Genomic DNA, 21413 nt, shown 5'->3' with positions numbered 1-21413 from the left:
ACATGATGACCCGTACCATCGCTGTGGCGCTCGCGCTTGTTTCAGCCCCGCTCGGCAGCATGGCTCTCGCCAAGGATGGCGACGCCGTGGCGAAGGAATTGCGGCCGGCGGTGCATGTCGCCGGCACACCGCACATCCGCTGGACGGTCGCGGAGCGTCTTGCGACTTACGGTGTCGCCGGCACCAGCGTGGCGGTCCTGCGGGACGGCAAGCTGGCATGGGCACGCGGCTATGGCTTGCGCCAGGCCGGCAAACCCGATGTGGTGACGACCGAGACGATGTTCTCGGTCGGCTCGCTCAGCAAGGTCGCGACCGCGGCGGTGGTGTTGCGAATGGTGGATGAAGGGCGGCTCGATCTCGATCGTGACGTCAACGCCTATCTGAAGCGCTGGAAGATCCCCGAAAGCCCGTTGGCGAAGGGACATGTCGTCACCTTGCGCCGCCTCTTGTCGCATACGGCCGGGCTGAACGTGCACGGCTTTCCGGACTTTCAGCCGGGAGACGCGCTCCCCACGATTCTCGACACGCTTGAGGGGCGTGCGCCGTCGCGAACCGAAGCGGTCAGGATGGTCTACACGCCCGGCACCCAGTTTCGGTATTCGGGCGGTGGAGTGACGGTCGAGCAGCTTGTCGTCGAGGATGTGCTGGGCGTGGATTTCGACGCCGCCGCCAGGCGCTATCTGTTCGAGCCGCTCGGCATGAGGCGCAGCACCTTCGCGCAGCCGCTCGATCCGGGCTTCGGCGATATCGCCAGGGCCCATGGTGCGGATGGCAAGGCGCGAGCCTTGCCGCGCGGCTATGAAGCCATGCCGGAGACGGCGGCATCGGGCCTGTGGACGACGCCCAGCGACTATGCGCGCATGGTCGCGGCGTTCATCGCATCCTATCGCGGCACGCCCGGCGCATTCCTCAGCCCGCCGCTCGCCGGGCAGATGATGGCGGCGGTGGCGCCCGGACCGGTCGGCCTGGGCCCATTCCTGGATGGGCGCGGAGCCACCCGCCGTTTCCATCACGGTGGATCGAACGACAGCTATCGCGCCTGGATGGAAGGCAATCTGGCGAGCGGGAACGGCGTGGTGATCTTCACCAATGGTACGGATGGCGCGCGTCTTTATCCCGAAATCCGGCGCGCGGTCGCCGTGACGGAGGGTTGGCCCGATACCGGCGTCGTCGAAGTGCCGGCGCTGTCATCGTCCGCCGCGAACATGTCGGAGGTCCAGGGCGCCTACCGCATACAACCTCTTGCCGGGGCGATTGGCGAACGGATGCGTATGTCACTTCCATATCCGCTCATCCATGTCTCAATTGTCGATGGTACGCTTCGTATCGGCGGCAGGGCCGGTGGCGGAGAGGCGCTGGTGCCAGCCGATCGCAGCAATTTCGTCTATGCGAACGATGCGGATCGCTGGGTCGAGTTCGTGGCCGGCGACAATGGCGGGATCGAGCGGCTGATCCTGCGCGACGATCTCGCGGCGGTCGAGGCAGTGCGCGAGCCCTGATCCTGCGGGATCAGGCCGATCCGCTGCTGCCGACCGCCGAGAGCGCGCCCAGCACAGCGCCCTTGATATGGGGCAGCGCAACCAGGGTGACGCCGATCATCACCGGCAGCACGATCGCGAGCGATTGCCAGAGTGGCATCAGCCAGAGCGGTTCGATCAGCAGGATCGGCGCGAGAACCAGATGGCCGACGAGCAACACGGTGAAATAGGAAGCGGCATCGTCCACGCGGTGACGGCCATTCTCCTCGCCGCAATGCGGGCAATAGGCATGGACCTTCAGATACCCGCGAAACAGCGGACCTTCGGCGCAGATCGGGCAGCGCTTCACGAAACCGAGTTTCATTCGCTCCAGAAACGGAGGCGTGCCGCTCATACAAGCTCCCCCGGAAAGGTCTCGGTGGTCACCATCGCCTGCATTTCCCTGCTGTAGCGGCCGCCATGGATGGTATCTCCCGCAAACAGGGCATCGACCTTGCCGAGGATCTCTGCGTCGATCGACACGCTGTCCGCCGCCAGATTCTCCTCGAGATACGCGATGTTGCGCGTGCCCGGAATCGCCACGATCGTCTCGCTGCGCGACAGGACCCAGCGAAGCGCGAGCTGCGCCGGGGTGGCGCCGGCATCGGTTGCCAGCGCTTCGAATCGCGCGACTTCAGCCAGGTTGTGACTGAGATGCGGTTCCTGGAAGCGTGGAAGCTGGTTGCGCATATCACCGGGTGCATAGGATGCGGTGCGTACCGTGCCCGTCAGCATGCCGCGACCGACCGGTGAAAAGGCGACGAAGCCGATGCCGAGCTCGTGGCAGGCATCGAGCACCGCGATCTCGGGATTGCGCACCCACGGTGAATATTCGCTTTGCACGGCCGCGATCGGATGGACCGCATGCGCGCGCCGGATCGTCGGCGCATTCATCTCGCTGAGCCCGATCGACCGGATCTTGCCCGCCTCGATCGCGCGCGACAATTCGCCGACCGAATCCTCGATCGGCACCTGCGGATCAGGGCGATGGAGATAGTAGAGGTCGATCCGGTCGGTGCCGAGCCGGAGAAGCGCATCGTCCAGCGACCTGCGGATCGTTTCAGGGCGGGCATCAAGCACACGTTTGCCATCGATGGTATCGAGCACGCATTTGCTGGCCAGTGTGAATTCGGATCGGCGGTGCATCACCGCGCGATTGAGCAGCCGTTCATTGCCGCCGACGCCGTAGATCGCGGCGGTATCGAGAAAGGTGCAGCCGAGATCGAGCGCACGGTTGAGCAGCGTGGTCGCGTCCGCTTCGGCGGGCGGCGGGCCATAGCCATGGCTGAGATTCATGCAGCCCAGCCCGATGGCCGAGACGGTGAGTGGCCCGATGCGGCGCGTTTCCATCGACATGGGGTTCGCTTCAGCAGACCAGGGCGTCGGCGGCAAGGCTTTCGCGGACTTCGGCGGCGATCGAGAAGCTGTGCTTGCGCGCTGCATGATCGAACATCTGGCAGGCGACGATCAGTTCGTCGGCGCCGGTGCGATCGAGGAATGCCGCGACCTTGGCGCGCACGGTCTCGCGCGACCCGATCGCCGATGCCTGCAGCACATGGTCGAGCATGGTTTGCGCCTGGGGCGGCAAACTATTGCGATAGCCGGGTACGGGCGGCGGTAGCTGGCGGGGATTGCCAGTTCGCAAGGCGACAAAGGCCTGTTGCATCGAACTGGCGAGCAGTTCGGCCTCTTCGTCAGTATCGGCCGCGAAGATATTGTAGCCGAGCATGACATAGGGCTTGTCGAGCTGCGCGGAGGGCATGAAGTTGCGACGATAAAGCGCGATAGCCGCATCCATGTCGCCCGGCGCGAAATGCGAAGCGAAGGCGTAGGGCAGGCCGAGCGCCGCCGCGAGCTGCGCGCCGAACAGGCTGGATCCCAAAATATAGAGTGGCACGTCCTCGCCCTTGCCGGGAACCGCGTCGATGCCCAGGCGCGGATCGCCCGCGAAATAGGCCTGCAATTCCACGACATCCTGCGGAAACTGGTTCGCATCCGAATTGAGGTTGCGGCGCAGTGCCTGGGCCACCCGCATGTCGGATCCCGGTGCGCGACCCAGGCCCAGGTCGATACGGCCGGGATGGAGCGCGGCCAGCGTGCCGAACTGTTCGGCGATCACCAGCGGCGAATGATTGGGAAGCATGATCCCGCCCGCGCCGATGCGGATGGTCGATGTGCCGTCCGCGACATGGGCGAGCGCGACCGCCGTGGCGGCGCTCGCGATTCCCACCATGCCGTGATGCTCGGCCATCCAGAAGCGCTTGTACCCCAATGCCTCGGCATGGCGGGCCAGATCGCGCGAATTGGCGAGCGCAGAGCCCGCATTGCTGCCTTCGACGATCGAGGACAGGTCGAGAACCGAAAATGCCGTCATGCCGCGCATATGGGAAGCACCTGGCAGGGCGACAAGCGGACTGTCGTCAGGAGTCGAGGTTCTGATCGTAGAGCGAAAGGGGCTTGCCCAGATCGAAGAAGGACTGCGCCACCGCCTGTGCAGTGGTCAGCACGCCCAGCGTATCATGCGTGCCCATCAGCTCGCCGAGCATCGCATTGGCGCGCGGCGCGTCATCCAGCCCGGCTTCGATCGCCGAGAGCAATACCGCTTCGTGCTTCGTCATTCGTGTGCAGCAGCAAGGTGCCACCATCACCGTCAGCACGGACGCGCGCGCGATCTCCGCCATCATGGCGCGGATCAGCACCAGCGGGCGGCGATAGCCGAGCCCGAAATGCGCGAAGATCGCGTGGGCGGCATGCGCGTCGTCCAGCCCGTGGACGGCGATGCGCCGTACCGCGAACAGCAGGATCCTGTCGCTGCGGCCGCCGGGCAGCGGACGGGTGGGGGCGGAAAGGTCATCGGCATTATGGTCTGACATCGCGCTATCCTCGCTGGCGACCACCATCATGGCATCACCTTATTGCAAGTCAATATCAATAGAGACTCTTTTGGTCGCACGAGACCATGGGGCGGATTGCTGATCGTCCGCCATGGATATGGGCTTTATGGAGAGCTGCGCTCAGCGCCTGTCTTCAGACGGGAATCTGATCATTTGCCGCGAGAACAGCTCCGGCGAGATAAAGCGAACCGAGGATCAGCACCTGTACCGGCCCATCCGAATGAGTCGCGATCCGGCCAAGCGCGGCCGCGACGTCGCCCGCTGGTTCGGATGGAATCCCCAGCGCGATTCCGATGCGGGCGAGATCGGCAGGAGCATGGTGGTCGTGATCCGGGACCTCCACCGTCTGTATGCTGGCCGCGAGGCCGGCAAAGGGGGCCAGCAGCCCGTGCGGATCCTTGTTGGCGAGCACGCCCAGAACGATGTGGAGCCCGGTTGCGCCGACGCCGCGGAAATGCGCCGCGATGGTCTCGCCGGCGGCTGGATTATGGCCGCCATCCAGCCAGAGCGTGGAGCCGGCGGGAAGCAGGTCACGCACCGGTCCGGCCTCCAGTCGCTGGATGCGCGCCGGCCATTCGGCCCAGCCGGTCGCGGCCTTGAGCGCGGCGTCTGGAATCGCGATCGCATCCTGATGCCGCAGCATGGCGAAGGCGAGCGCGGCGTTCATGGCCTGATGGTCGCCTGGAAGGCGAGGCAGGGAGGTTTCAACCTTGCCACGCGCGTCACGATAATGGAGCTTGCCCTGATAGATGGCGGCATCCCAGGCATCGCGCCGCGCGAGCACAGGTGCGCCTGCGTCGGCGGCGACCGCAGCGATACGATCGGCCAGCGCCGGGCGATAATCCATGGTGACGAGGGGAACGCCGCGCTTGGCGATGCCTGCCTTCTCGCCGGCGATGCCGACATCGCTGCTGCCCAGGAACGCTTCATGATCGATGCCGAGCTGCGCGATACCGCAAGCGGCGGCGGTTGGCAGGATGTTTGTGGCGTCGAGCCGCCCGCCAAGCCCGACCTCGATCACGCAGGCATCGGCCGGATGACGCGTGAAGGCGAGCAGCGCGGCGGCCGTCGTCGCTTCGAAGAAGCTCGGATGGATATCTTCCGAACCGTCCAGCACTTCGGCGAGGAAAGGCGCAAGTTCGGCGTCGTCGATCAGTTGGCCGGCGATGCGGATGCGTTCGTTGAAACGGACCAGGTGCGGCGAGCTATAGACATGCGCGCGCAGCCCCGCCGCCTCGATCGCCGCGCGGAGAAAGGCGCAGGTCGATCCCTTGCCGTTGGTGCCCGCGACATGGAAGACGGGCGGAAGCCGGTGCTGCGGATTGCCGAGCCGATCGAGCAGCGCCGCGATCCGCTCAAGCCCGAGCACGTCGCGGCCAGGCGAAAGCATGGTCAGCCGGTCGAGCTGGCGCTGCACGGCGGGATCGGCGGATCGAGCGGAATCTGCCATCGAAAGGCCTTTGGACCGGCTGGTGTCAGGCGGCGAGCTTGTTCCCGCAAAGATAGTCGATCAATCGGCCGAGCGTTTCGGGTAGTTCCTTGCGCTCCACCACCATGTCGAGCATGCCGTGATCGAGCAGATACTCGGCGCGCTGGAAGCCTTCGGGCAGTTTTTCGCGGATGGTGTTCTCGATCACGCGCTGGCCCGCGAAACCGATCAGCGCATTGGGCTCGGCGATCTGCACGTCGCCAAGCATCGCATAGGATGCGGTCACGCCGCCGGTGGTGGGATCGGTCATCACCACGATATAAGGCAGGCCGGCTTCGCGGAGTTCCGCGATCGCGACCGTCGTGCGCGGCATCTGCATCAACGACAAAATGCCTTCCTGCATGCGCGCACCGCCCGCTGCGGTGAAGATGACATAGGGCGCGCGCTCCTCGATCGCGGCGCGAACGCCTGCGACGAAAGCGGCGCCGACGCCCAGCCCCATAGATCCGCCCATGAACGCGAAATCCTGAACGCCGACAACGGCGCGGTGCCCCTGGATCGTGCCGACGGCGTTGAGCAGCGCATCGACCTCTCCGGTCGTGGCGCGCGCGGCCTTGATGCGATCGGTATATTTCTTGGAATCGCGGAATTTCAGTGGGTCGTCGGCTACTTTCGGATTGGGGATCGCGCGATAGCGACCATCATCGAAAAGCTGGGCGAAACGAACCTTCGGACCGATACGGCCATGATGCCCGCATTTGGGGCAGACCGACAGATTCTCCTCATATTCCTTGACGAAGATCATCTGCGAGCAACCCGGGCATTTGTGCCAGAGATTGTCAGGCGTCTCGCGCTTGGCGATGAAGGGGATGGCGTTGCGGACGCGGTTGATCCAGCTCATGCTGCGAGCTCCTTTCGTGCGGTCGCGAGTGCGTCCGCCAGCGATGCGACATAGTGTTTGACCGGCCCGGCAGCATCGAGGCCATGTGACTCGACCAGTTCGACGATGGCCGAGCCGACGACCACGCCGTCGGCGACACGGCCGATCGCGCCGGCCTGTTCTGGCGTGCGGACGCCGAAGCCGACCGCGACGGGCAGGTCGGTCGCGGCTTTCAGATGCGCGACCGCCGCTTCGACACTCGCCTGGGCTGCCTGCTGCAATCCGGTGATGCCGGCGACAGAGACATAATAGAGAAAGCCCGATGCGTTCTCGAGCACGGCGGGCAGCCGCGCGACATCGGTCGTCGGCGTGGCGAGGCGGATCAGGTCGATGCCGGCGGCACGCAGCGCCGGGCCGAGCGCGTCATCCTCCTCGCTCGGGATGTCGACGCAGATCACGCCGTCGACACCGGCCTCGCGCGCGGCGGCGGCGAACCAGTCGGAACCACGGCGGACCATCGGATTGGCATAGCCCATCAGCACCAGAGGTACATCGGCATGGCGCGCGCGAAAGCCGCGCGCGATTTCCAGGATCGCGGCGGTCGTCGTGCCTGCGCCGAGCGCGCGTAGATTGGCGCGCTGGATCGCCGGACCGTCCGCCATCGGATCGGTGAATGGCATGCCGAGCTCGATCACGTCGGCGCCCCCGGCAACGAGCGCATCGAGGACGGCGGCGGTTCCTTCGGGCGAGGGATCGCCGGCAGTCACGAAGGTGACGAGCGCCGCGCGGTTTTCCGACGCGGCGCGCGCGAAGACTGCGGGAAGGCGGCTCACAATTCCACCCCCAGCGCCTGGGCGACGGTGAAGATATCCTTGTCGCCGCGTCCGGAGAGGTTGACGATCACGATCTTGTCCTTCGCCATGCCCGGCACGATCCGCTCGGCGACCGCAAGCGCGTGCGCCGATTCGAGCGCGGGGATGATGCCTTCGAGCTTGCAGAGCCGCTGGAAGCTCGCAAGCGCCTCCGTGTCGGTGGCCGGTTCGTAGCGTACCCGGCCGATATCGTGCAGCCAGGCATGTTCGGGGCCGATGCCTGGATAATCGAGCCCGGCGGAAATGGAATGGGCCTCGGTGATCTGGCCGTCCTCGTCCTGGAGCAGGAAGGTGCGGTTGCCGTGGAGGACGCCGGGTACGCCGCCCGCGATGCTGGCGGCGTGGCGAACGGTGTCGAGCCCTTCACCCGCCGCTTCGACGCCGACGATCTCCACATCCTTGTCGTCCAGGAAGGGATGGAACAGCCCGATCGCGTTCGATCCGCCGCCGACCGGTGCGATCAGCATGTCGGGAAGGCGGCCTTCGGCCTCCAGGATCTGCGCGCGTGCCTCGTTGCCGATCACCGACTGGAAATCGCGAACGAGCTCGGGATAGGGGTGCGGGCCGGCGACAGTGCCGATGATGTAGAAAGTGTCGTGGACGTTGGCGACCCAGTCGCGCAGCGCCTCGTTCATCGCATCCTTCAGCGTCTTCGCGCCCGATTCGACCGCACGCACCTCAGCGCCGAGCAGCTTCATGCGGAACACATTGGGCTGCTGTCGGGCGACGTCGACCGCGCCCATGAAGATGGTGCAGGGCAGGCCGAACAAGGCGGCGACCGTCGCGGTGGCGACGCCATGCTGGCCGGCGCCGGTTTCGGCGATGATCCGCGTTTTGCCCATGCGGCGGGCAAGCAGAATCTGGCCGATGCAATTGTTGATCTTGTGCGCGCCGGTGTGGTTGAGTTCCTCGCGCTTCAGATAGACTTTCGCGCCACCCAGTTCCTCGGTCAGTCGCTCGGCGAAATAGAGCGGGCTCGGACGCCCGACATATTGGCTGAGCAGATAGTCGAATTCGGCCTGGAATGCCGGATCCTGCTGTGCCGCGCGATATTCGCGCTCCAGATCGAGGATCAGCGGCATCAGCGTCTCGGCGACGTAGCGGCCGCCGAACTGGCCGAAATGCCCGCGCTCGTCGGGCTGGGTGCGAAGGGAATTGGCGCTTCCCGAGGGGGTGGATTGAACGGTCATGATGCGGCCACGGCTTTAAGGAATGCCGCGATCTTGTCCACATCCTTGATGCCGGGCGCGGCTTCGACGCCGGACGATGTGTCGACCACGGGCGCACCGGTGGCGCGGATCGCGTCGCCGACATTGGCTGCATCGAGCCCGCCCGAAAGTGCCCAGGGCAGTGGATGGGCGAAACCCTGGAGCAGTTTCCAGTCGAAGCGCAGCCCCATGCCACCGGGCAACAACGCCGTGTCCGGCGTCTTCGCGTCGTAGAGGATATGATCGACCGCGCCACGAAAACTGGTGGCGGGGACCAGATCGGCGGACGTGCGGACGGACACCGCCTTCCACAATTCCAGGCCGGTGCGCGCGCGGATTGCGGCAGCGCGCGCCGGGCTTTCCTTGCCATGAAGCTGGATCGTATCGATACCGGCGGCGATCGCGGCGTCGATCAGGCCATCGTCCGGATCAACGAACACCCCCACCTTGCGGACATGGCCGGGAGCGCGCGCGGAAAGCGCCGATGCGCGTTCCGGATCGAGATTGCGCGGGCTGGGTGGAAAGAAGACGAAGCCGACATAGGCGGCGCCATTGGAGATCGCGGCATCGAGTGTTTCGGGTGTCGAGAGTCCGCAGATCTTGGCTTTGGTCGGCATCGGATCCTCAGCGCAACGGCTTTTCGAGCACGGTCATGAACAGGGGCGGCGTCATCGGAATCGGAAAGTCGCGGCGCTCGCCTGTCGCGCGATAGCCGCGCCGTTCATAATAAGCGATCAGTTCCGCGCGCGCCTCGATCACCGTCATTTCGACGACCAGGCTGCCGAACAGCGCCCGCGCCTTATCCTCTGCCTCGGCGAGCAGGCGCCGGCCGAGCCCGGCCGCCTGCAGTCGGGGGGCGACACAGAGCAGACCGAGATAGCAGCGCGCCGCGCCACGATCGGTGATCTGGACGCAGCCGACGATCCCGGCATTCTCCTCGGCGACCAGCAATTGCGTGCCGGAAGTCTCGAGAATGGTACGAAGCGTGGCGATGTCGGTACGCTGGCCGTCGAGCAGATCGGCTTCATGTGTCCAGCCGGGCTGCTCGCCGCCGCCGCGATAGGCGCGTTCGATCACCGGATGCAGCGTTTCGAGATCGGCGGGCGTTGCGGCCCGGATGGCAAGCGCGGTGACGGTCATGGCGCGCCCTTAGCATTCGGGGATATCGCTGCAAGCCCAGCCGATCGGTCGGGTGATCGCCGCGTGGCGAGAAAGCCGCGAATTATGTCGAATCCGTCACTTGAGGAAGAAGCCGCTTCAAGCGGATGAGATCGGCATGTTCAGCCATGTCCGAAAAGTCTTCATCGCCTCGTCCGGTGTGCTTGGCCTGCTTGTCGCACTCGAAGCCGGCGGTGCGCAGCCGGCCCTGCCGGTGGATCAAGGCGTTCCAACGGAGGTGCTGGCGGAATTCGCCAGGCCGCAGCGGTTGATCGATATCGGCGGTGGGCGGCGGATCAACCTGTTCTGCATGGGATCGGGCACCAGGACCGTGCTGTTCGATGCGGGCGGCAGCGACTGGTCCGTGATCTGGGGGCTCGTTCAGCCCGTGGTGGCCGAACGCGTGCGCGCCTGCAGTTATGATCGTGCGGGGCTGGGGCATAGCGATCCCGCGCCCGGCCCTCGTTCCCCCTTCGCCATCTCCGAGGATCTGCATGCATTGATCCGCGCCGCGGACCTGCAGCCGCCGCTGGTCCTGGTTGGGCACTCGCTCGGTGGATTCAATATGAAGCTATATGCCGCGCTTTATCCGGAGGATGTGGCTGGTCTGGTGCTTGTCGACCCCTCGGAGGATCGCGGGGCCGAGCGAGTCCGCGAGCGGCTGCTCCGTCACTTCGGAGAAGGGATCGTGGCAAGGCTGGAACTGAGCGACGCGGACTGGATGAAGCGGCTTGTCGTCCATTATCAACGATGCGCAGACGTGGCGCGCGCGCGGCCGCTCGATCCCGCATCCGCGGACTATCGACGTTGCACCGATCCGGTACGGCGCGCGCTCGGCCCCGCGATTGCCGACGCGCGTCTGCGCATCCAGATAACGGCTGCCTATCAGGAAACCCAGGCATCCGAACTGGCCAACAGCGTTTATGGGGATACGCGCGGTGACGCGGTCTATCGTCGGCTCTTCACCGGGCGGCGGTTCGGCGCGAAGCCACTGATCGTGCTGACGCATGGCGAGGACGCCGCCGACGATCCGATCGATGCGGCCAGCTACCGATCCTATCTGTGGATGCATGCCGAAACCGCCGCCCTCTCAAGCCGTGGCCGGCAGCGGACGGTGCCGAAGACGAGTCACAACATTGAAATCGACGCGCCACAGGCCGTGGTCGATGCGATTCTTGAAGTATTGGATATGCTGGATTCGAAAGAACGCGCGCTGCGATAGCGGCGGCTCTGCTTCCCCACTATCATTATCTAACCCGTCCCGGGGCTTGCGGCAAGCCGGGGGGACTGGCCCATGAACGTTGCCCTTCGAGTCGTTCGAGAAGGAGCGGAATATCATGACAGCCACCGAGACGAATGCCGACCTGCCGACGCGCTTCTATCATGGCACGCGCGCGGACCTGAATGTGGGGGATCTGCTCGCGGCCGGCCATGGCTCCAACTACGGGGCACGGAAACGGGCACCTTGGATCTATCTCACGGGCACGCTGGACGCTGCCATTTGGGGAGCGGAACTGGCTGTCGGCGGCGGCCGCCAGCGAATCTATGTCGTCGAGCCGACCGGTTCGATCAGTGACGATCCAAACCTGACCGACAAGAAATTCCCCGGCAATCCCACCCAATCCTATCGCTCGCGTGATCCGCTGCGCATCATCGGCGAAGTGACCGAGTGGCAGGGCCATGCCCCTGAGCGGTTGCGAGAGATGAAGGATCATCTCGAGCGCCTGAAGGCGCAGGGCGTGGAGGCGATCGATTAAGCAGGGAAGAGGCGCCTGGGCGGATATATGCTGATCAGCCGATCTGCTCACTCAGATCGACAAAGGCGGCGGCGACGGCGGCGGGGTTCTCGATCCATGGGAAATGCCCGGCCCCGGCCACGGTGCGGAACAGTGCGTTGGGCGTGTGAAATCGATCGTCGGCCCAGCCGCCTTGCCAGACGATGCGGTCGTCCGCGCCGGCAAGTATCAGCACGGGCACCGATCGCGGCCACCATGCCGCCCGATAGACATGATCGAAATGCGCGTCTGACCAGGCCACGGCAGCGTTGTTATAGGGCATGCGGGCAAGCAGGGCGCGACCTGCGGCGAGGCCTTGGGATGTGAAGTTCCAGTCGGCGGAAGCGATGGCGAGGGCCGCGATATTGGCGTCGCAAGGTTCGCCTTCGTAGATCTCGGTCGCGACGGTGACGGCGGGCAGGGGATTGCGATCGGCCATCTCGATGAAACGGGGATGCCAGGATGCGTCGGGGGCGGTATCGAGCAGTGCAAGTCCGCGTATGTGACCCTCCAGTTCCGGCGTGGCCAGCAGATACATGCCGCCGGTCGAATGCCCTACGAACACCGGATTGGGCACTGCCAGCGCAGCTTCCACCGCCACATGCGGCCAGGCTGCGAATGGATCGCCGGCCATGCCCGGCGGGGTGCGGTTCGATCCGTCGCCCGGCAGGTCGACCAGCCAGACGGTGCCGGGAACCGTCAGCGCGGCGGCCAGTTCCTCCAGGCTCTCGGAGCCGATGCCGGGGCCGCCGGGCAACAACAGCCAGTTCAGTGCGCCCGGTCGCATGCCGCGCCGGCGCAGCCGCACACCTGACGGGGTATAAAGGATATCGTCCATCGCTGCGCCATATCAGCCTCGCCTGCGCTCTCCCAGCCGCTCGTCCGAGCCGGATGGGAATTCGAGGGGCGATCTGCCACAACCGGTTCCGGATCACGGGAGAGGAATGCCGATGACGCCGGCAGAGTTCGTTGATTGCGTAATGGAGAACACTGTCAATGTGGAACTGATGTCGCGTTTGGCCCCTTTGCGCCTCGATCAATGCCACTTGGTCGCCGGGTGCCTGTTCCAGACGGCCTGGAACCGGGTTTCGGGCAATGCGCCGGATTGGGGCATCAAGGATTACGACGTTTTCTATTTCGCCGATGACGATCTGTCCTGGGATGCCGAAGACGGCGTTATACGCGCAGTCGACGCGTTGACCGCGGATCTCGGCGTCACCGTGGAGGTCCGAAATCAGGCGCGCGTGCATCTTTGGTATGCTGAGCGTTTCGGCGACGGCTATCCCCAGCTTCGATCGGCGCGGGACGGAATCAACCGCTATTTGATCGCGTGCACCTGCGTCGGCATCGAGGTGGCGTCGGGCGAACTCTACGCGCCCAATGGTCTGGACGATCTGGCGCGCGGAAAGCTGCGCATGAATCCCAATAACCCCAGGCCAGCGCTGTTCCGCGAAAAGGCGGAGAGCTATCGTGTGCGCTGGCCGTGGCTGTCGGTGATCGAGCAAGACTAGCAGGCCGGCCGCGCGCGCCCCTGCTGTCGCGGGAAACGCGCGGCCCTTGGCTGGATCACGTCTCCGAGATCGCACGCCTGAGTTTCTCGACCGCGACCTGATCACCTTCCTGATGGTCGATTGTCGTCACGAAACGGCCTTGGCGATCCATCAGGAAGATCGATGCGGTGTGATCGATCGTATAGTCGCCGTCTTCCATCGGCACTTTCGCATAATAGATACGAAAGGCCTTCACGATGCGTTCGATCTGCGCGTCCGTGCCTGTCAACCCGATGATCGGTGTGCCGAACAGTTCCACGTAACGACCGATATCCTCCCGCTTGTCGTGCTCGGGATCGACCGAGACGAAGACGATGTCGAACCTGTGTCCATCGGGGCCGAGCTTCTTGCGGAGTTGCGCCATGCGGTTGAGCGTGGTGGGGCAGACATCGGGGCAGCGGGTGAAGCCGAAGAAGATCGCATAAGGCCGCCCGCGCAGGCTCTTGTCGGTGACGGTGCGGTCCGTCTGGTCGGTCATCGCGAAGTTGCCGCCATAGGCTGAGGCATAGGCGCTGGCGGCGCTGGTCGGCGCTTGTCGGCTGACGAAATACAACGCGCCGGCACCGAGCACTGCGAGGAGCACGAGAACCCAAAGCACCACACGGAGGCGACCGAACCCGGATGAGGTTTGTGACGAGGCGGGCGGTGGGGGTGGATCAATGGCGTCCATGGCTGACCTCCGGTCCGGTCGCACCGATCGGTCGCACCTTCAACTGGACGGTGATGCCGCCGGCATTCTCGAAACGCAGCGTCACCGGCACCTGCGCGCCCGGTGGGAGCGGCTTCTTCAATCCGATCAGCATGATATGATAGCCACCCGGTTTCAGGGCGACGCCGCCCCCTGCCGGGATGAGCAGGCCGCCCTTTACCGGTCGCATACGCATCACGCCGCCTTCCATTGTCATGCTGTGAACCTCGACTTTCGCGGCGGCGGGCGAAGTGCCGCCGAGCAGCCGGTCCGCCGCCTTGCCGTGATTGACGACATTCATGAAACCGGCGCCGTTGCTCTGGCCCGGTGCGGTCTGGCGCGACCAGGGGTGCTCGATCGCGATGCCCGCCTTTCGGGCGCCTTGCGCGGCCAGCGGCGTGCTGACTGTCGTGGCGAGCGCGACGGCGGTGAGGAGATATTTCATGAGAGTCTTTCCTGATGCAGGAGTTGCGCCGTGTCCGGCGCCGAATGGATCGCGGCGTCGCCAAGCTGGAAGAGCGCGCAAGCCGCGATCAGGAGCCAGCTCGACCGGCGGATGCGCCGCAATTCGGTGATAAAAGCGCCGTGCGCGCCCGATGTGGTGACCATCGATATGCCTTTTCCATACCGACCCATGCACGGATCGGCGTGACGCATGGGCGAGCCATGCGCGGTTCGTCGGCGAAGACGGGATGCGTGCCCGCCGCGCGGCAGGTCAGGCGTGCGTGGGCGGCCCGAGTGCGGGCGGCGGTGGTGCCGCGAGGCGATGGGCAATCAGGTCTGCGACCGCCGGCGTGGGCGGTGCGCGATAATCGGTATCGGTACGGAATAAGAGTTGCGCTGAAGGCGGCTCGACCAGTCCGCCGCCAAGCCCCGCCGCGAACGCGCATGGCGGTTCGACAGACTTGTGATCGCCGGGATGATTATCCTTGCGCTCGATCGGCAGCAGGATCGTCGCCGCACCTTCGCCGGTGCAGAGCGAAACCGTGATGCCCTGAGCGGACGACACGGGCATGAATCCTGTCGGCACCATCGCGCGGATCGCGAGCACGCAGAGCAACAGCAGGGCGAACAGGCCCCGCGCCTGGCGTGACTCTCGAATCCGGGCGGTCATCGGCATCATTGAACGGGCAGTCGTTCCATCCCGACTGGCACGTGTCGATTGGTCATCTTGTCCCACCACAGAATTGCGGCGACATATTCCGCCGCTACAGCGTCGCTTCGATCTCTCGCGCGGCCAGATCAGGATCCTCGGCCTGGGTGATCGGTCGGCCGACGACAAGCACAGACGCCCCGGCGTCGAGGGCCGCACGCGGCGTCATCACGCGCTTCTGGTCACCGATCGGCCCACCAGCCGGGCGGACACCGGGAACGACGAAGAAACCACCGGGCCAGAGTTTCCGGGCGGCCGCCACTTCATTGCCCGAACAGACGACACCATCGAGCCCGGCATCGCGCGCCAGTTCGGTCAGGCGCATCACCTGTTCATGCGGATCTCCGGCCAGTCCGATCGACGTGAGGTCATTCTCGTCGAGGCTGGTCAGCACCGTCACCGCGACCACCTTGGTACCCAAGGGCGCCGCCGCCTTGGCATCCTCCATCATCGCGCGGCCACCCGAAGCGTGGATCGTGATGATCGCGGGCTCGAGCGGGCGAAGCGCCTGCACTGCCTTCGCGACCGTGTTGGGAATGTCATGGAACTTCAGGTCGAGAAAGATCGGCAGGCCGAGCGTCGCCATCTCGCGGACGCCGGCGCGGCCGTTGGCGGAGAAGAACTCCAGGCCCAGCTTGATCCCGCCGACATGGTTGCGGACGCGGGTCGCGATGGCCTTGGCGCGTTCGATATCGGGCGTGTCGAGCGCGACGTAGATCGGGCTGCTCATGCGACCCCCGGCGGCACTGCGGTGGGGATAGAGGCGGGCGGGATCGATTCGCGGGTTTCGGGCGCAGGGGTGGTGTTGATGCCGCGTGCTTCGTTCAACGCGCGTTCGGTACTTTCCAGCCGTTTTCGCAATCGCCATCGCGTTGCGCGATGGATGATCAGCATCGGGATCAGGCCGAGCAGGAATGCGCAGATCATCAGCACCGGGAGTTTCGCGTCGACCTCCACATCACCCCAAAGCTTCAATGTCACCGGTATCCAGTTGCCAAGTGAAAAGACGACGGCGACCACGGCCAGAATGACCCAGAAGATCGTCTTCAGAAATTGCATGCCGATGATCCTGCTGGTGATGAGCTGTTCGACACTAGAGCGCTTCCCGAAAAAGTGGAAACCGGTTTTTCGGTTGGGAGGGCTCTAGGCCGGATACTTCTTTGGACTCAAGCCGAAGGAATCTCGGAGCGCAGCGTTTTGAACAGTTCGGGTACCGCCGTGAGCCGCGATTCCTCTTCGTCAAGTATCGCGAGAAAGGCTGAGCGCTTGATCGATGCGGCCTCGCCGGGGTGCAGCGTGCGGCCGGCGGGAAGGCTGGACAGGAGGATATCGATCAGCCGGTCGGCGCCGTGCAGCCGGCCCCAGAGATAGTCGTTCTCGCGATAGGCGCGGCTGAAGAAGGCACCGAAACTGTTGAACTGGATACCCTTCAGCGTGGCTTCGGCACCGCCCGCGCGGATCGCGACGGCATCGTCGGGGGAGATCCGATCCACCTTGACCGGTTCGAACTCGTCGAGCCCCTCGCCCTGAAGCAGCGGCAGCGTCGAAATGTCGTAATAAGGGAAGCCGAGATAAGCGAGGAGCATTGGCCGCCGCTGATCCTTGGGCAGCTCAGCCAATGCTTCAGCGATGCGTTCGTCGGTCATGTCGTCGATCGCGCGCAGGTTGCGCGCGGCGGCGAGCACATCAAGCGCTTCTTGGGGAGCTTCGATCGCATTCGCGGCGGCCTCACGCACGGCCGCCGAATAGAAATCGTCCATCTCGCGGTCTAGATAGAGTGCCAGGCAGTGATAGATCGCGTCGCGCATGCCATCGATCGCTACGGCTGGCGCGGTTTCCGCGTCGGCCAGCGCGGTCAGCCGCCGTGCGAGCAGTCGCAGGCGGCGGACGCGAAAACCCAGGTCGTGCGATCGGAAGAAGTCGATCGCGGCGGGCGTGGCACCGCTGCGGCCACCCACGCGATCAAGGCCACCGGCCTGGAGAGCGCGCCATACCGCATCCGACAATGCCCCACGCGAGACGCTGCCATGATGGCCCGACAATGCGAAGAGCATCGACACCGCTTCGTCGGCGACGCTGGAGAGTTTCAGATGGCCATAGGCCGGATAGGCATGGCCAGCCGATTTTGCCGCGCGATCCTGCGCCTTGGCGCGCCAGGCGCGCAGGCGCGAGGGTGTCGGCCGATCAAGGAAGAGGGTGATGCCGAACAGCGATTCGATCGAATCCTCGACTTCGGGCCGCAGCGCCTCGACCACCGTGCGCATTCGCCGGATGCGACTGGATCGTCGTTCGATCTGCTCCAGATTATCGCGGATCGGCTGGGTGCGCGGCAGGTTCGAAAGCGCGCCGAAGATCGTGCCGAAAAAGCCGGGCAGGGCGTCTTCCTCGCCTTTTGGCAGGCCGATGCTGCGAATGCCGGGTTTGGGATCGATATAGACGAAACGACGGTCGACCTCGCGCCGCGCGGGCCGGTTCCTCAATGCGTCGATCGCGGGCTTGAAGGGGGCATTGGCGAGCACGGATCCGTCGATCAGCACGGTACGGTCGATCATCTCGGCAGCGCTCTGGCGCGGCAGTGCGCGTTTGAGGAATGCGGCCCGGCCTGGCCATCCGCGTTTACGGGACTTTAGCACCCCGTCGAGTTCGCCGACGGTGAAGGGCGGGAAGGCGCCTGGAAAGCTCGCGGTCGCACGCGCCGCGAAGGCGAGTTCAGCGGCATGGCCTATCCCGCGCGCGTCGCGATCGCGATCGGAAAAGCCGATAACCAGGCGATGCTCGGTTTCGACCACTTCGGGCGGACTGTTGAGCCGCAACCTTTCGGGATGGCCATGAAAATCGGTGACGGTCACGAATAGGTCGAGCGGCTGATTGTCCGGCAACAGGCGCGGACCACGCTCGGACGCCGCCATCGCGTCGAGCGCGTCGATCAGCAGATTGGTGAAACCCGGCCCGCCAAAGGGCGGCGCGAACCAGCGCGCGCGCACGAAGCTTGAAAGCTTGCTCTTCACTTCGTCGCGGGTTTCGGGATCGACTGTCTGGTCGACGGTGCCGCCCGGTTTGTTCGCGGCCATCCAGGCGATCGGCGTCGCCCAGAATTTGGTGAGCCGGCTGAGCGGCCGCGCGTCGGGATCGAGCAGTCGTTCGACGTCGGCGCATTCGAGCCATAAATTGGTGAGCGGTTCGAGCGACTGGCCGGTGGAAATCGCCTGGGCCAGGAAAATGCCGTTGATGCCGCCGGCGGATGCGCCCGCGATGATATCCGCGAACACGCGCATGCGCACGCCCGCCTCGGTCTCGATCAGATCGAGCAGGCGATGATAGACGGCCTTGGTGCCGGTTTCGGCGGGTTTACCCTCCAGGAAATTGCGGCTGGCGCGCGCCAGTTTCCAGATCTCCTTGGTGATGCCGTGCATATAGACCGCCAGCGAGATGCCGCCGTAGCAGACCAGCGCCAGCCTGAGTTCCTTTTCACGCATCGCGGCGATGGATGGCAGGCGCGCGCCTAAAAGTCGAGCATTGCGCGGAAAAGCGCCAATATCCAGTCGACTGGAGCGGTCCGCGCATTAATTGACAATAAAATTTGTCAATTGTAGCTTTCCGGAATGGATCAACAGGAATCGCTCAATCTGGTCGGTGATCCGCAGGCGGTGCGGCTGGCACTGTCGCCGTTGCGACGGCAATTGCTCGATCACCTGAAGGAGCCGGCGTCCGCCGCGACGCTTGGCGATATTCTGGGCATGCCGCGCCAGCGTGTGCGGCATCATCTGAAAGTGCTCGAACAGGCCGGACTGATCTTCGAAACCGGGGAACGCCGGCGACGAGGCTTTGTCGAGAAGCTCTATGCGGTTCGGCCCGGAGCGATGATGATCGATCCGATGCTGCTGGGATCGCCGCCGCCCGATCAGGATCGGCGGGATAAGCAGGATCGGCATTCCGCCGAGCATCTGGTGCGCACAGCGGCGCGGATGGTTCACGAGGTGGGGCGGATGCGCGGCGAAGCCGAACGCGAGGGGCGACGGCTGATGACCTTCACGATCGAAGCGGATGTCGGTTTTGCCGCGCCATCCGAGATCGATCTATTCGCTGCACGGCTGACCCGTGCCGTCGTCGATCTGGCGCGCGATTTTCCGGCGAACGGAGATCGCCGACGCTTCCGGCTGACCGCGACCGGTCATCCGGCGGTTGGAACGCTTTCCGAAAACGCTGAGCGAAGTTCATTGAACTGAGGAGGACGCGATGGCTGACCGGGTTCTGGTGGAAGTGACGATTGCGGCGCCGGCTGATGTCGTTTGGGATGCGCTGAGCGACCCCGAGAAGATCTACAACTGGTTCGGCTGGGAAGCGGACTCGCTGAAGGAGGAAATCGACTTCATCTTCTACAAATATGGCCGACGCGATGAGGCGACGAAGACGCTTCGTTTCGAAGGAACCGAGGATCGCTTCGAACTTGTCGATCAAGGCGGGGGTACATTGCTGCGCGTCGTGCGCGGCGCCCCCGACGGCGAGAGTTGGGATGATGTCTACGAAGATATGAACGAAGGTTGGATCAGCTTCGTTCAGCAATTGCGCCTTGCCGCAGAAAGACATGGCGTCGGTCCACGACGGACCATCTATCTCAACGGTTCAGGCGCTGTGCCCAGCAAGGCTCTGGGGCTGACCGATGCACGCGACACGTCACCCGGCCAGCCAATTTCGGTGACGCTGGCGACCGGGGACCGGATTGAAGGTATCGCCTGGCATCGCACCCCTTGGCAATTCGGACTGACGGTTCCGCAATGGGGGGACGGATTGTTGATCGCCACCGATAAATCTAAGACGCCCCAGTCGCCGGACGGGCGCGGCATGGTGATCCTGACCACCTATGGCCTGGATGAAGTGGAGTTCGATGCTCTCGAAGCGCGCTGGACCGACTGGTGGAACGCCACCTTCGCCGAGGCGAAGGAGCAAGGCTGCGGTTGACGTGCCCTTCGCCTATGCCGCCATGCTGTTGTGCGACCGGCGCATGACGATGTGGCCGCCGCGTTTGGCGACATAGAGCGCCTCGTCAGCTTCGGTGAGCAGGCGTTCGAGATCGTCGGTACGGCTGGTGGATGTGACGGTGCCGATGCATGCGGAAATACGGATATCGTGTTCGCCGATGCTGAAGGGCTGTTTCATCGCGTTGGACAGCCGGTGGGCCAGCAATTCGGCTTCTTCCACGCGGCCCAAGTCGCGCTGGATGATCGCGAACTCGTCGCCACCCAGCCGCGCGGCGATGTCGCCAGCGCGCAGGCTGTGCGCCAGCCGGCCCGCTACCGCGCACAGCAGCGCATCGCCGATTGGATGGCCGTAACGGTCGTTGACGGGCTTGAAGCCGTCCAGATCGAGATAATGGACGGCGACCGCGCGTTCGCGTGGGCCACGGCCGACATGGGCATCGAACCATTCGCGCAGCGCCAGACGGTTGGGCAGGCCGGTCAGCCCGTCATGGCGGGCCAGCGACGCGAAGCTGATACGTTTGCCGATCTCCGCCTGGGTCGCCCGATGGCGGACCAGCACGCTGTATGATCCCCCGGCAAGCAGCGATGCCGCCGTGCCGCTCAACACCCAATATATCTCGTCCGGGTTGAATGCGGAGACGATGATCGCGGGCATGATCGCGATCACCATGGCGGGCACCGCGATCAGCGGCCGCAGCCCGACCACCGCCGCCACGCCGGCGCAATAGCCGACGAGCAGACAGATGGTCAGCATATGTGCTTCCACCGAGTGAAGCATGAATACGCGCGCACCGAACGTCCCCAGGCACAGCGCGAACCCGAGATAGCTTGCGCCGAACCAGCGCTCCATCGCCTGGGCATGTCTGCGATCCTGATGCCGCGCGGCATCGCGTTTGCATTTGAGCACGATGGCCACGCGTACGATGCTGGCGAGGATCCCGGCAAATCCCAGCGTCATCAGCAAAGGATCGCCAAGCCTGACATGGATCAGCGCAGCGGACAGCGTGAAGGCCACCGACATGATGAGCGTCGGCACGATCGTCGCGAACAGGCTGTGCACCAGTTCGACATAGATCGTCTGTCGCAGATCATCCGCTCGCTGCGGCACCGCTCGTTTCCTCAATCCCTCGCTGGCTATCACATTAAGCTGCAATGATTTTCAGTGTGTTAACGAAACGCTACCGTTTCGATTCCGCGCTGCCCTTGCATGAGGGGCAGGGGCCGTACAGTCTCAGCGTCCGCGGCCTTGCAACCATCGTCCCTGTCAAGCGTATGGGACGACGGTTTCCCTGCTTCGAGACGCGCACATG

25 protein-coding genes are annotated in these 21413 nt (G+C 64.7%); 6 read left to right on the top strand and 19 right to left on the bottom strand.

The genetic code is table 11. The features are described from left to right. Nucleotides 1-2: 2 nt before the first annotated feature. Nucleotides 3-1499 carry a serine hydrolase domain-containing protein gene (locus ACODTA_RS04095; RefSeq protein ID WP_489064524.1) on the top strand — a complete coding sequence of 499 codons (1497 nt, stop codon included), beginning with the start codon at nucleotides 3-5 and terminating at the stop codon, nucleotides 1497-1499. Between the two features lie 10 nt (nucleotides 1500-1509). On the opposite strand, the gene ACODTA_RS04090 is transcribed toward ACODTA_RS04095, so the two are convergent. From ACODTA_RS04090 to ACODTA_RS04045, 10 genes are all read right to left on the bottom strand, one after another. After that, nucleotides 1510-1872: a DUF983 domain-containing protein gene (locus ACODTA_RS04090; RefSeq protein ID WP_489064523.1), complete on the bottom strand. Its 363-nt coding sequence runs from the start codon at nucleotides 1870-1872 to the stop codon at nucleotides 1510-1512. Further along, nucleotides 1869-2873, bottom strand: a complete 1005-nt coding sequence (locus tag ACODTA_RS04085) for an aldo/keto reductase (RefSeq protein ID WP_489064522.1) — start codon at nucleotides 2871-2873, stop codon at nucleotides 1869-1871. The genes ACODTA_RS04090 and ACODTA_RS04085 overlap by 4 nt, the downstream gene beginning before the upstream one ends. A 10-nt stretch (nucleotides 2874-2883) precedes the next feature. After that, nucleotides 2884-3891, bottom strand: a complete 1008-nt coding sequence (locus ACODTA_RS04080) for an LLM class flavin-dependent oxidoreductase (RefSeq protein WP_489064521.1) — start codon at nucleotides 3889-3891, stop codon at nucleotides 2884-2886. A gap of 46 nt (nucleotides 3892-3937) precedes the next feature. Then, nucleotides 3938-4420 carry a DUF6628 family protein gene (locus ACODTA_RS04075; protein ID WP_489064520.1) on the bottom strand — a complete coding sequence of 161 codons (483 nt, stop codon included), beginning with the start codon at nucleotides 4418-4420 and terminating at the stop codon, nucleotides 3938-3940. A 124-nt stretch (nucleotides 4421-4544) separates the two neighbouring features. Further along, a complete protein-coding gene (locus ACODTA_RS04070) occupies nucleotides 4545-5861 on the bottom strand; it encodes a bifunctional folylpolyglutamate synthase/dihydrofolate synthase (protein WP_489064519.1) in 1317 nt (438 codons plus the stop codon). A gap of 25 nt (nucleotides 5862-5886) precedes the next feature. Beyond that, nucleotides 5887-6741, bottom strand: coding sequence for an acetyl-CoA carboxylase, carboxyltransferase subunit beta (gene accD, locus ACODTA_RS04065; RefSeq protein ID WP_489064518.1), 855 nt, complete (start codon nucleotides 6739-6741; stop codon nucleotides 5887-5889). Beyond that, nucleotides 6738-7553, bottom strand: a complete 816-nt coding sequence (trpA, locus tag ACODTA_RS04060; protein ID WP_489064517.1) for a tryptophan synthase subunit alpha — start codon at nucleotides 7551-7553, stop codon at nucleotides 6738-6740. Before trpA ends, accD begins: the two co-directional genes overlap by 4 nt. Beyond that, nucleotides 7550-8782, bottom strand: coding sequence for a tryptophan synthase subunit beta (gene trpB, locus ACODTA_RS04055; protein ID WP_489064516.1), 1233 nt, complete (start codon nucleotides 8780-8782; stop codon nucleotides 7550-7552). The genes trpA and trpB overlap by 4 nt, the downstream gene beginning before the upstream one ends. Continuing rightward, nucleotides 8779-9417, bottom strand: a complete 639-nt coding sequence (locus ACODTA_RS04050; RefSeq protein ID WP_489064515.1) for a phosphoribosylanthranilate isomerase — start codon at nucleotides 9415-9417, stop codon at nucleotides 8779-8781. Before ACODTA_RS04050 ends, trpB begins: the two co-directional genes overlap by 4 nt. Before the next feature lie 7 nt (nucleotides 9418-9424). Beyond that, entirely contained in the window at nucleotides 9425-9940 is a 516-nt protein-coding gene (locus ACODTA_RS04045; RefSeq protein WP_489064514.1) for a GNAT family N-acetyltransferase, read from the bottom strand. Nucleotides 9941-10076: 136 nt separating this feature from the next. On the opposite strand from ACODTA_RS04045, the gene ACODTA_RS04040 reads away from it, so the two are divergent. Continuing rightward, nucleotides 10077-11180, top strand: coding sequence for an alpha/beta fold hydrolase (locus ACODTA_RS04040; RefSeq protein WP_489064513.1), 1104 nt, complete (start codon nucleotides 10077-10079; stop codon nucleotides 11178-11180). 115 nt (nucleotides 11181-11295) lie between these two features. Continuing rightward, nucleotides 11296-11715, top strand: a complete 420-nt coding sequence (gene arr, locus ACODTA_RS04035; protein WP_489064512.1) for an NAD(+)--rifampin ADP-ribosyltransferase — start codon at nucleotides 11296-11298, stop codon at nucleotides 11713-11715. Between the two features lie 34 nt (nucleotides 11716-11749). Here arr and ACODTA_RS04030 read toward each other — a convergent pair whose 3' ends face one another. Then, complete coding sequence (locus ACODTA_RS04030; protein ID WP_489064511.1) at nucleotides 11750-12571, bottom strand: alpha/beta fold hydrolase; 822 nt, start codon at nucleotides 12569-12571, stop codon at nucleotides 11750-11752. Between the two features lie 106 nt (nucleotides 12572-12677). Between ACODTA_RS04030 and ACODTA_RS04025 the strand changes: the two genes are divergently transcribed. Beyond that, the gene (locus ACODTA_RS04025; protein WP_489064510.1) at nucleotides 12678-13244 is read left to right on the top strand and encodes a nucleotidyltransferase family protein; all 567 of its coding nucleotides are present in this window, start codon (nucleotides 12678-12680) and stop codon (nucleotides 13242-13244) included. Nucleotides 13245-13299: 55 nt separating this feature from the next. Here ACODTA_RS04025 and ACODTA_RS04020 read toward each other — a convergent pair whose 3' ends face one another. The 7 genes from ACODTA_RS04020 to ACODTA_RS03990 form a co-directional block, all read right to left on the bottom strand. Further along, entirely contained in the window at nucleotides 13300-13884 is a 585-nt protein-coding gene (locus tag ACODTA_RS04020; protein WP_489064509.1) for an SCO family protein, read from the bottom strand. Nucleotides 13885-13939: 55 nt separating this feature from the next. Beyond that, the gene (locus ACODTA_RS04015; RefSeq protein WP_489064508.1) at nucleotides 13940-14416 is read right to left on the bottom strand and encodes a copper chaperone PCu(A)C; all 477 of its coding nucleotides are present in this window, start codon (nucleotides 14414-14416) and stop codon (nucleotides 13940-13942) included. Continuing rightward, entirely contained in the window at nucleotides 14413-14580 is a 168-nt protein-coding gene (locus tag ACODTA_RS04010; RefSeq protein ID WP_489064507.1) for a hypothetical protein, read from the bottom strand. The genes ACODTA_RS04015 and ACODTA_RS04010 overlap by 4 nt, the downstream gene beginning before the upstream one ends. 106 nt (nucleotides 14581-14686) lie before the next feature. After that, nucleotides 14687-15085 carry a hypothetical protein gene (locus ACODTA_RS04005; RefSeq protein WP_489064506.1) on the bottom strand — a complete coding sequence of 133 codons (399 nt, stop codon included), beginning with the start codon at nucleotides 15083-15085 and terminating at the stop codon, nucleotides 14687-14689. Nucleotides 15086-15179: 94 nt separating this feature from the next. Continuing rightward, a complete protein-coding gene (gene pyrF, locus ACODTA_RS04000; RefSeq protein ID WP_489064505.1) occupies nucleotides 15180-15854 on the bottom strand; it encodes an orotidine-5'-phosphate decarboxylase in 675 nt (224 codons plus the stop codon). After that, entirely contained in the window at nucleotides 15851-16183 is a 333-nt protein-coding gene (locus ACODTA_RS03995; RefSeq protein ID WP_489064504.1) for a LapA family protein, read from the bottom strand. The genes pyrF and ACODTA_RS03995 overlap by 4 nt, the downstream gene beginning before the upstream one ends. A 107-nt stretch (nucleotides 16184-16290) precedes the next feature. Then, nucleotides 16291-18600 (bottom strand): patatin-like protein, encoded by a 2310-nt coding sequence (locus tag ACODTA_RS03990; protein ID WP_489064503.1) that lies wholly within the window; start codon nucleotides 18598-18600, stop codon nucleotides 16291-16293. 126 nt (nucleotides 18601-18726) lie between these two features. On the opposite strand from ACODTA_RS03990, the gene ACODTA_RS03985 reads away from it, so the two are divergent. Further along, on the top strand, nucleotides 18727-19350 hold the full coding sequence (locus tag ACODTA_RS03985; protein ID WP_489064502.1) for an ArsR/SmtB family transcription factor: 624 nt from the start codon (nucleotides 18727-18729) through the stop codon (nucleotides 19348-19350). Between the two features lie 10 nt (nucleotides 19351-19360). Beyond that, the gene (locus tag ACODTA_RS03980; protein ID WP_489064501.1) at nucleotides 19361-20083 is read left to right on the top strand and encodes an SRPBCC family protein; all 723 of its coding nucleotides are present in this window, start codon (nucleotides 19361-19363) and stop codon (nucleotides 20081-20083) included. 12 nt (nucleotides 20084-20095) lie between these two features. Here ACODTA_RS03980 and ACODTA_RS03975 read toward each other — a convergent pair whose 3' ends face one another. Next, nucleotides 20096-21211, bottom strand: coding sequence for a diguanylate cyclase domain-containing protein (locus tag ACODTA_RS03975; RefSeq protein ID WP_489064500.1), 1116 nt, complete (start codon nucleotides 21209-21211; stop codon nucleotides 20096-20098). Between the last annotated feature and the right edge of the window lie 202 nt (nucleotides 21212-21413).

The organism is Sphingomonas sp. FG14, assembly GCF_057809675.1.
The sequence above is the reverse complement of the archived record's forward strand: the minus strand, read 5'-3'. Positions and strand labels throughout refer to the sequence as shown.

What these genes read in the sequence shown, in the direction of transcription:
- ACODTA_RS04095 (WP_489064524.1), top strand. Translation starts at nt 3, where the DNA reads ATGATGACCCGTACCATCGCTGTGGCGCTCGCGCTTGTTTCAGCCCCG.
- ACODTA_RS04090 (WP_489064523.1), bottom strand. Translation starts at nt 1,872, where the DNA reads ATGAGCGGCACGCCTCCGTTTCTGGAGCGAATGAAACTCGGTTTCGTG.
- ACODTA_RS04085 (WP_489064522.1), bottom strand. Translation starts at nt 2,873, where the DNA reads ATGTCGATGGAAACGCGCCGCATCGGGCCACTCACCGTCTCGGCCATC.
- ACODTA_RS04080 (WP_489064521.1), bottom strand. Translation starts at nt 3,891, where the DNA reads ATGACGGCATTTTCGGTTCTCGACCTGTCCTCGATCGTCGAAGGCAGC.
- ACODTA_RS04075 (WP_489064520.1), bottom strand. Translation starts at nt 4,420, where the DNA reads ATGATGGTGGTCGCCAGCGAGGATAGCGCGATGTCAGACCATAATGCC.
- ACODTA_RS04070 (WP_489064519.1), bottom strand. Translation starts at nt 5,861, where the DNA reads ATGGCAGATTCCGCTCGATCCGCCGATCCCGCCGTGCAGCGCCAGCTC.
- accD (WP_489064518.1), bottom strand. Translation starts at nt 6,741, where the DNA reads ATGAGCTGGATCAACCGCGTCCGCAACGCCATCCCCTTCATCGCCAAG.
- trpB (WP_489064516.1), bottom strand. Translation starts at nt 8,782, where the DNA reads ATGACCGTTCAATCCACCCCCTCGGGAAGCGCCAATTCCCTTCGCACC.
- ACODTA_RS04050 (WP_489064515.1), bottom strand. Translation starts at nt 9,417, where the DNA reads ATGCCGACCAAAGCCAAGATCTGCGGACTCTCGACACCCGAAACACTC.
- ACODTA_RS04045 (WP_489064514.1), bottom strand. Translation starts at nt 9,940, where the DNA reads ATGACCGTCACCGCGCTTGCCATCCGGGCCGCAACGCCCGCCGATCTC.
- ACODTA_RS04040 (WP_489064513.1), top strand. Translation starts at nt 10,077, where the DNA reads ATGTTCAGCCATGTCCGAAAAGTCTTCATCGCCTCGTCCGGTGTGCTT.
- arr (WP_489064512.1), top strand. Translation starts at nt 11,296, where the DNA reads ATGACAGCCACCGAGACGAATGCCGACCTGCCGACGCGCTTCTATCAT.
- ACODTA_RS04030 (WP_489064511.1), bottom strand. Translation starts at nt 12,571, where the DNA reads ATGGACGATATCCTTTATACCCCGTCAGGTGTGCGGCTGCGCCGGCGC.
- ACODTA_RS04025 (WP_489064510.1), top strand. Translation starts at nt 12,678, where the DNA reads ATGCCGATGACGCCGGCAGAGTTCGTTGATTGCGTAATGGAGAACACT.
- ACODTA_RS04015 (WP_489064508.1), bottom strand. Translation starts at nt 14,416, where the DNA reads ATGAAATATCTCCTCACCGCCGTCGCGCTCGCCACGACAGTCAGCACG.
- ACODTA_RS04010 (WP_489064507.1), bottom strand. Translation starts at nt 14,580, where the DNA reads ATGGTCACCACATCGGGCGCGCACGGCGCTTTTATCACCGAATTGCGG.
- ACODTA_RS04005 (WP_489064506.1), bottom strand. Translation starts at nt 15,085, where the DNA reads ATGACCGCCCGGATTCGAGAGTCACGCCAGGCGCGGGGCCTGTTCGCC.
- pyrF (WP_489064505.1), bottom strand. Translation starts at nt 15,854, where the DNA reads ATGAGCAGCCCGATCTACGTCGCGCTCGACACGCCCGATATCGAACGC.
- ACODTA_RS03995 (WP_489064504.1), bottom strand. Translation starts at nt 16,183, where the DNA reads ATGCAATTTCTGAAGACGATCTTCTGGGTCATTCTGGCCGTGGTCGCC.
- ACODTA_RS03990 (WP_489064503.1), bottom strand. Translation starts at nt 18,600, where the DNA reads ATGCGTGAAAAGGAACTCAGGCTGGCGCTGGTCTGCTACGGCGGCATC.
- ACODTA_RS03985 (WP_489064502.1), top strand. Translation starts at nt 18,727, where the DNA reads ATGGATCAACAGGAATCGCTCAATCTGGTCGGTGATCCGCAGGCGGTG.
- ACODTA_RS03980 (WP_489064501.1), top strand. Translation starts at nt 19,361, where the DNA reads ATGGCTGACCGGGTTCTGGTGGAAGTGACGATTGCGGCGCCGGCTGAT.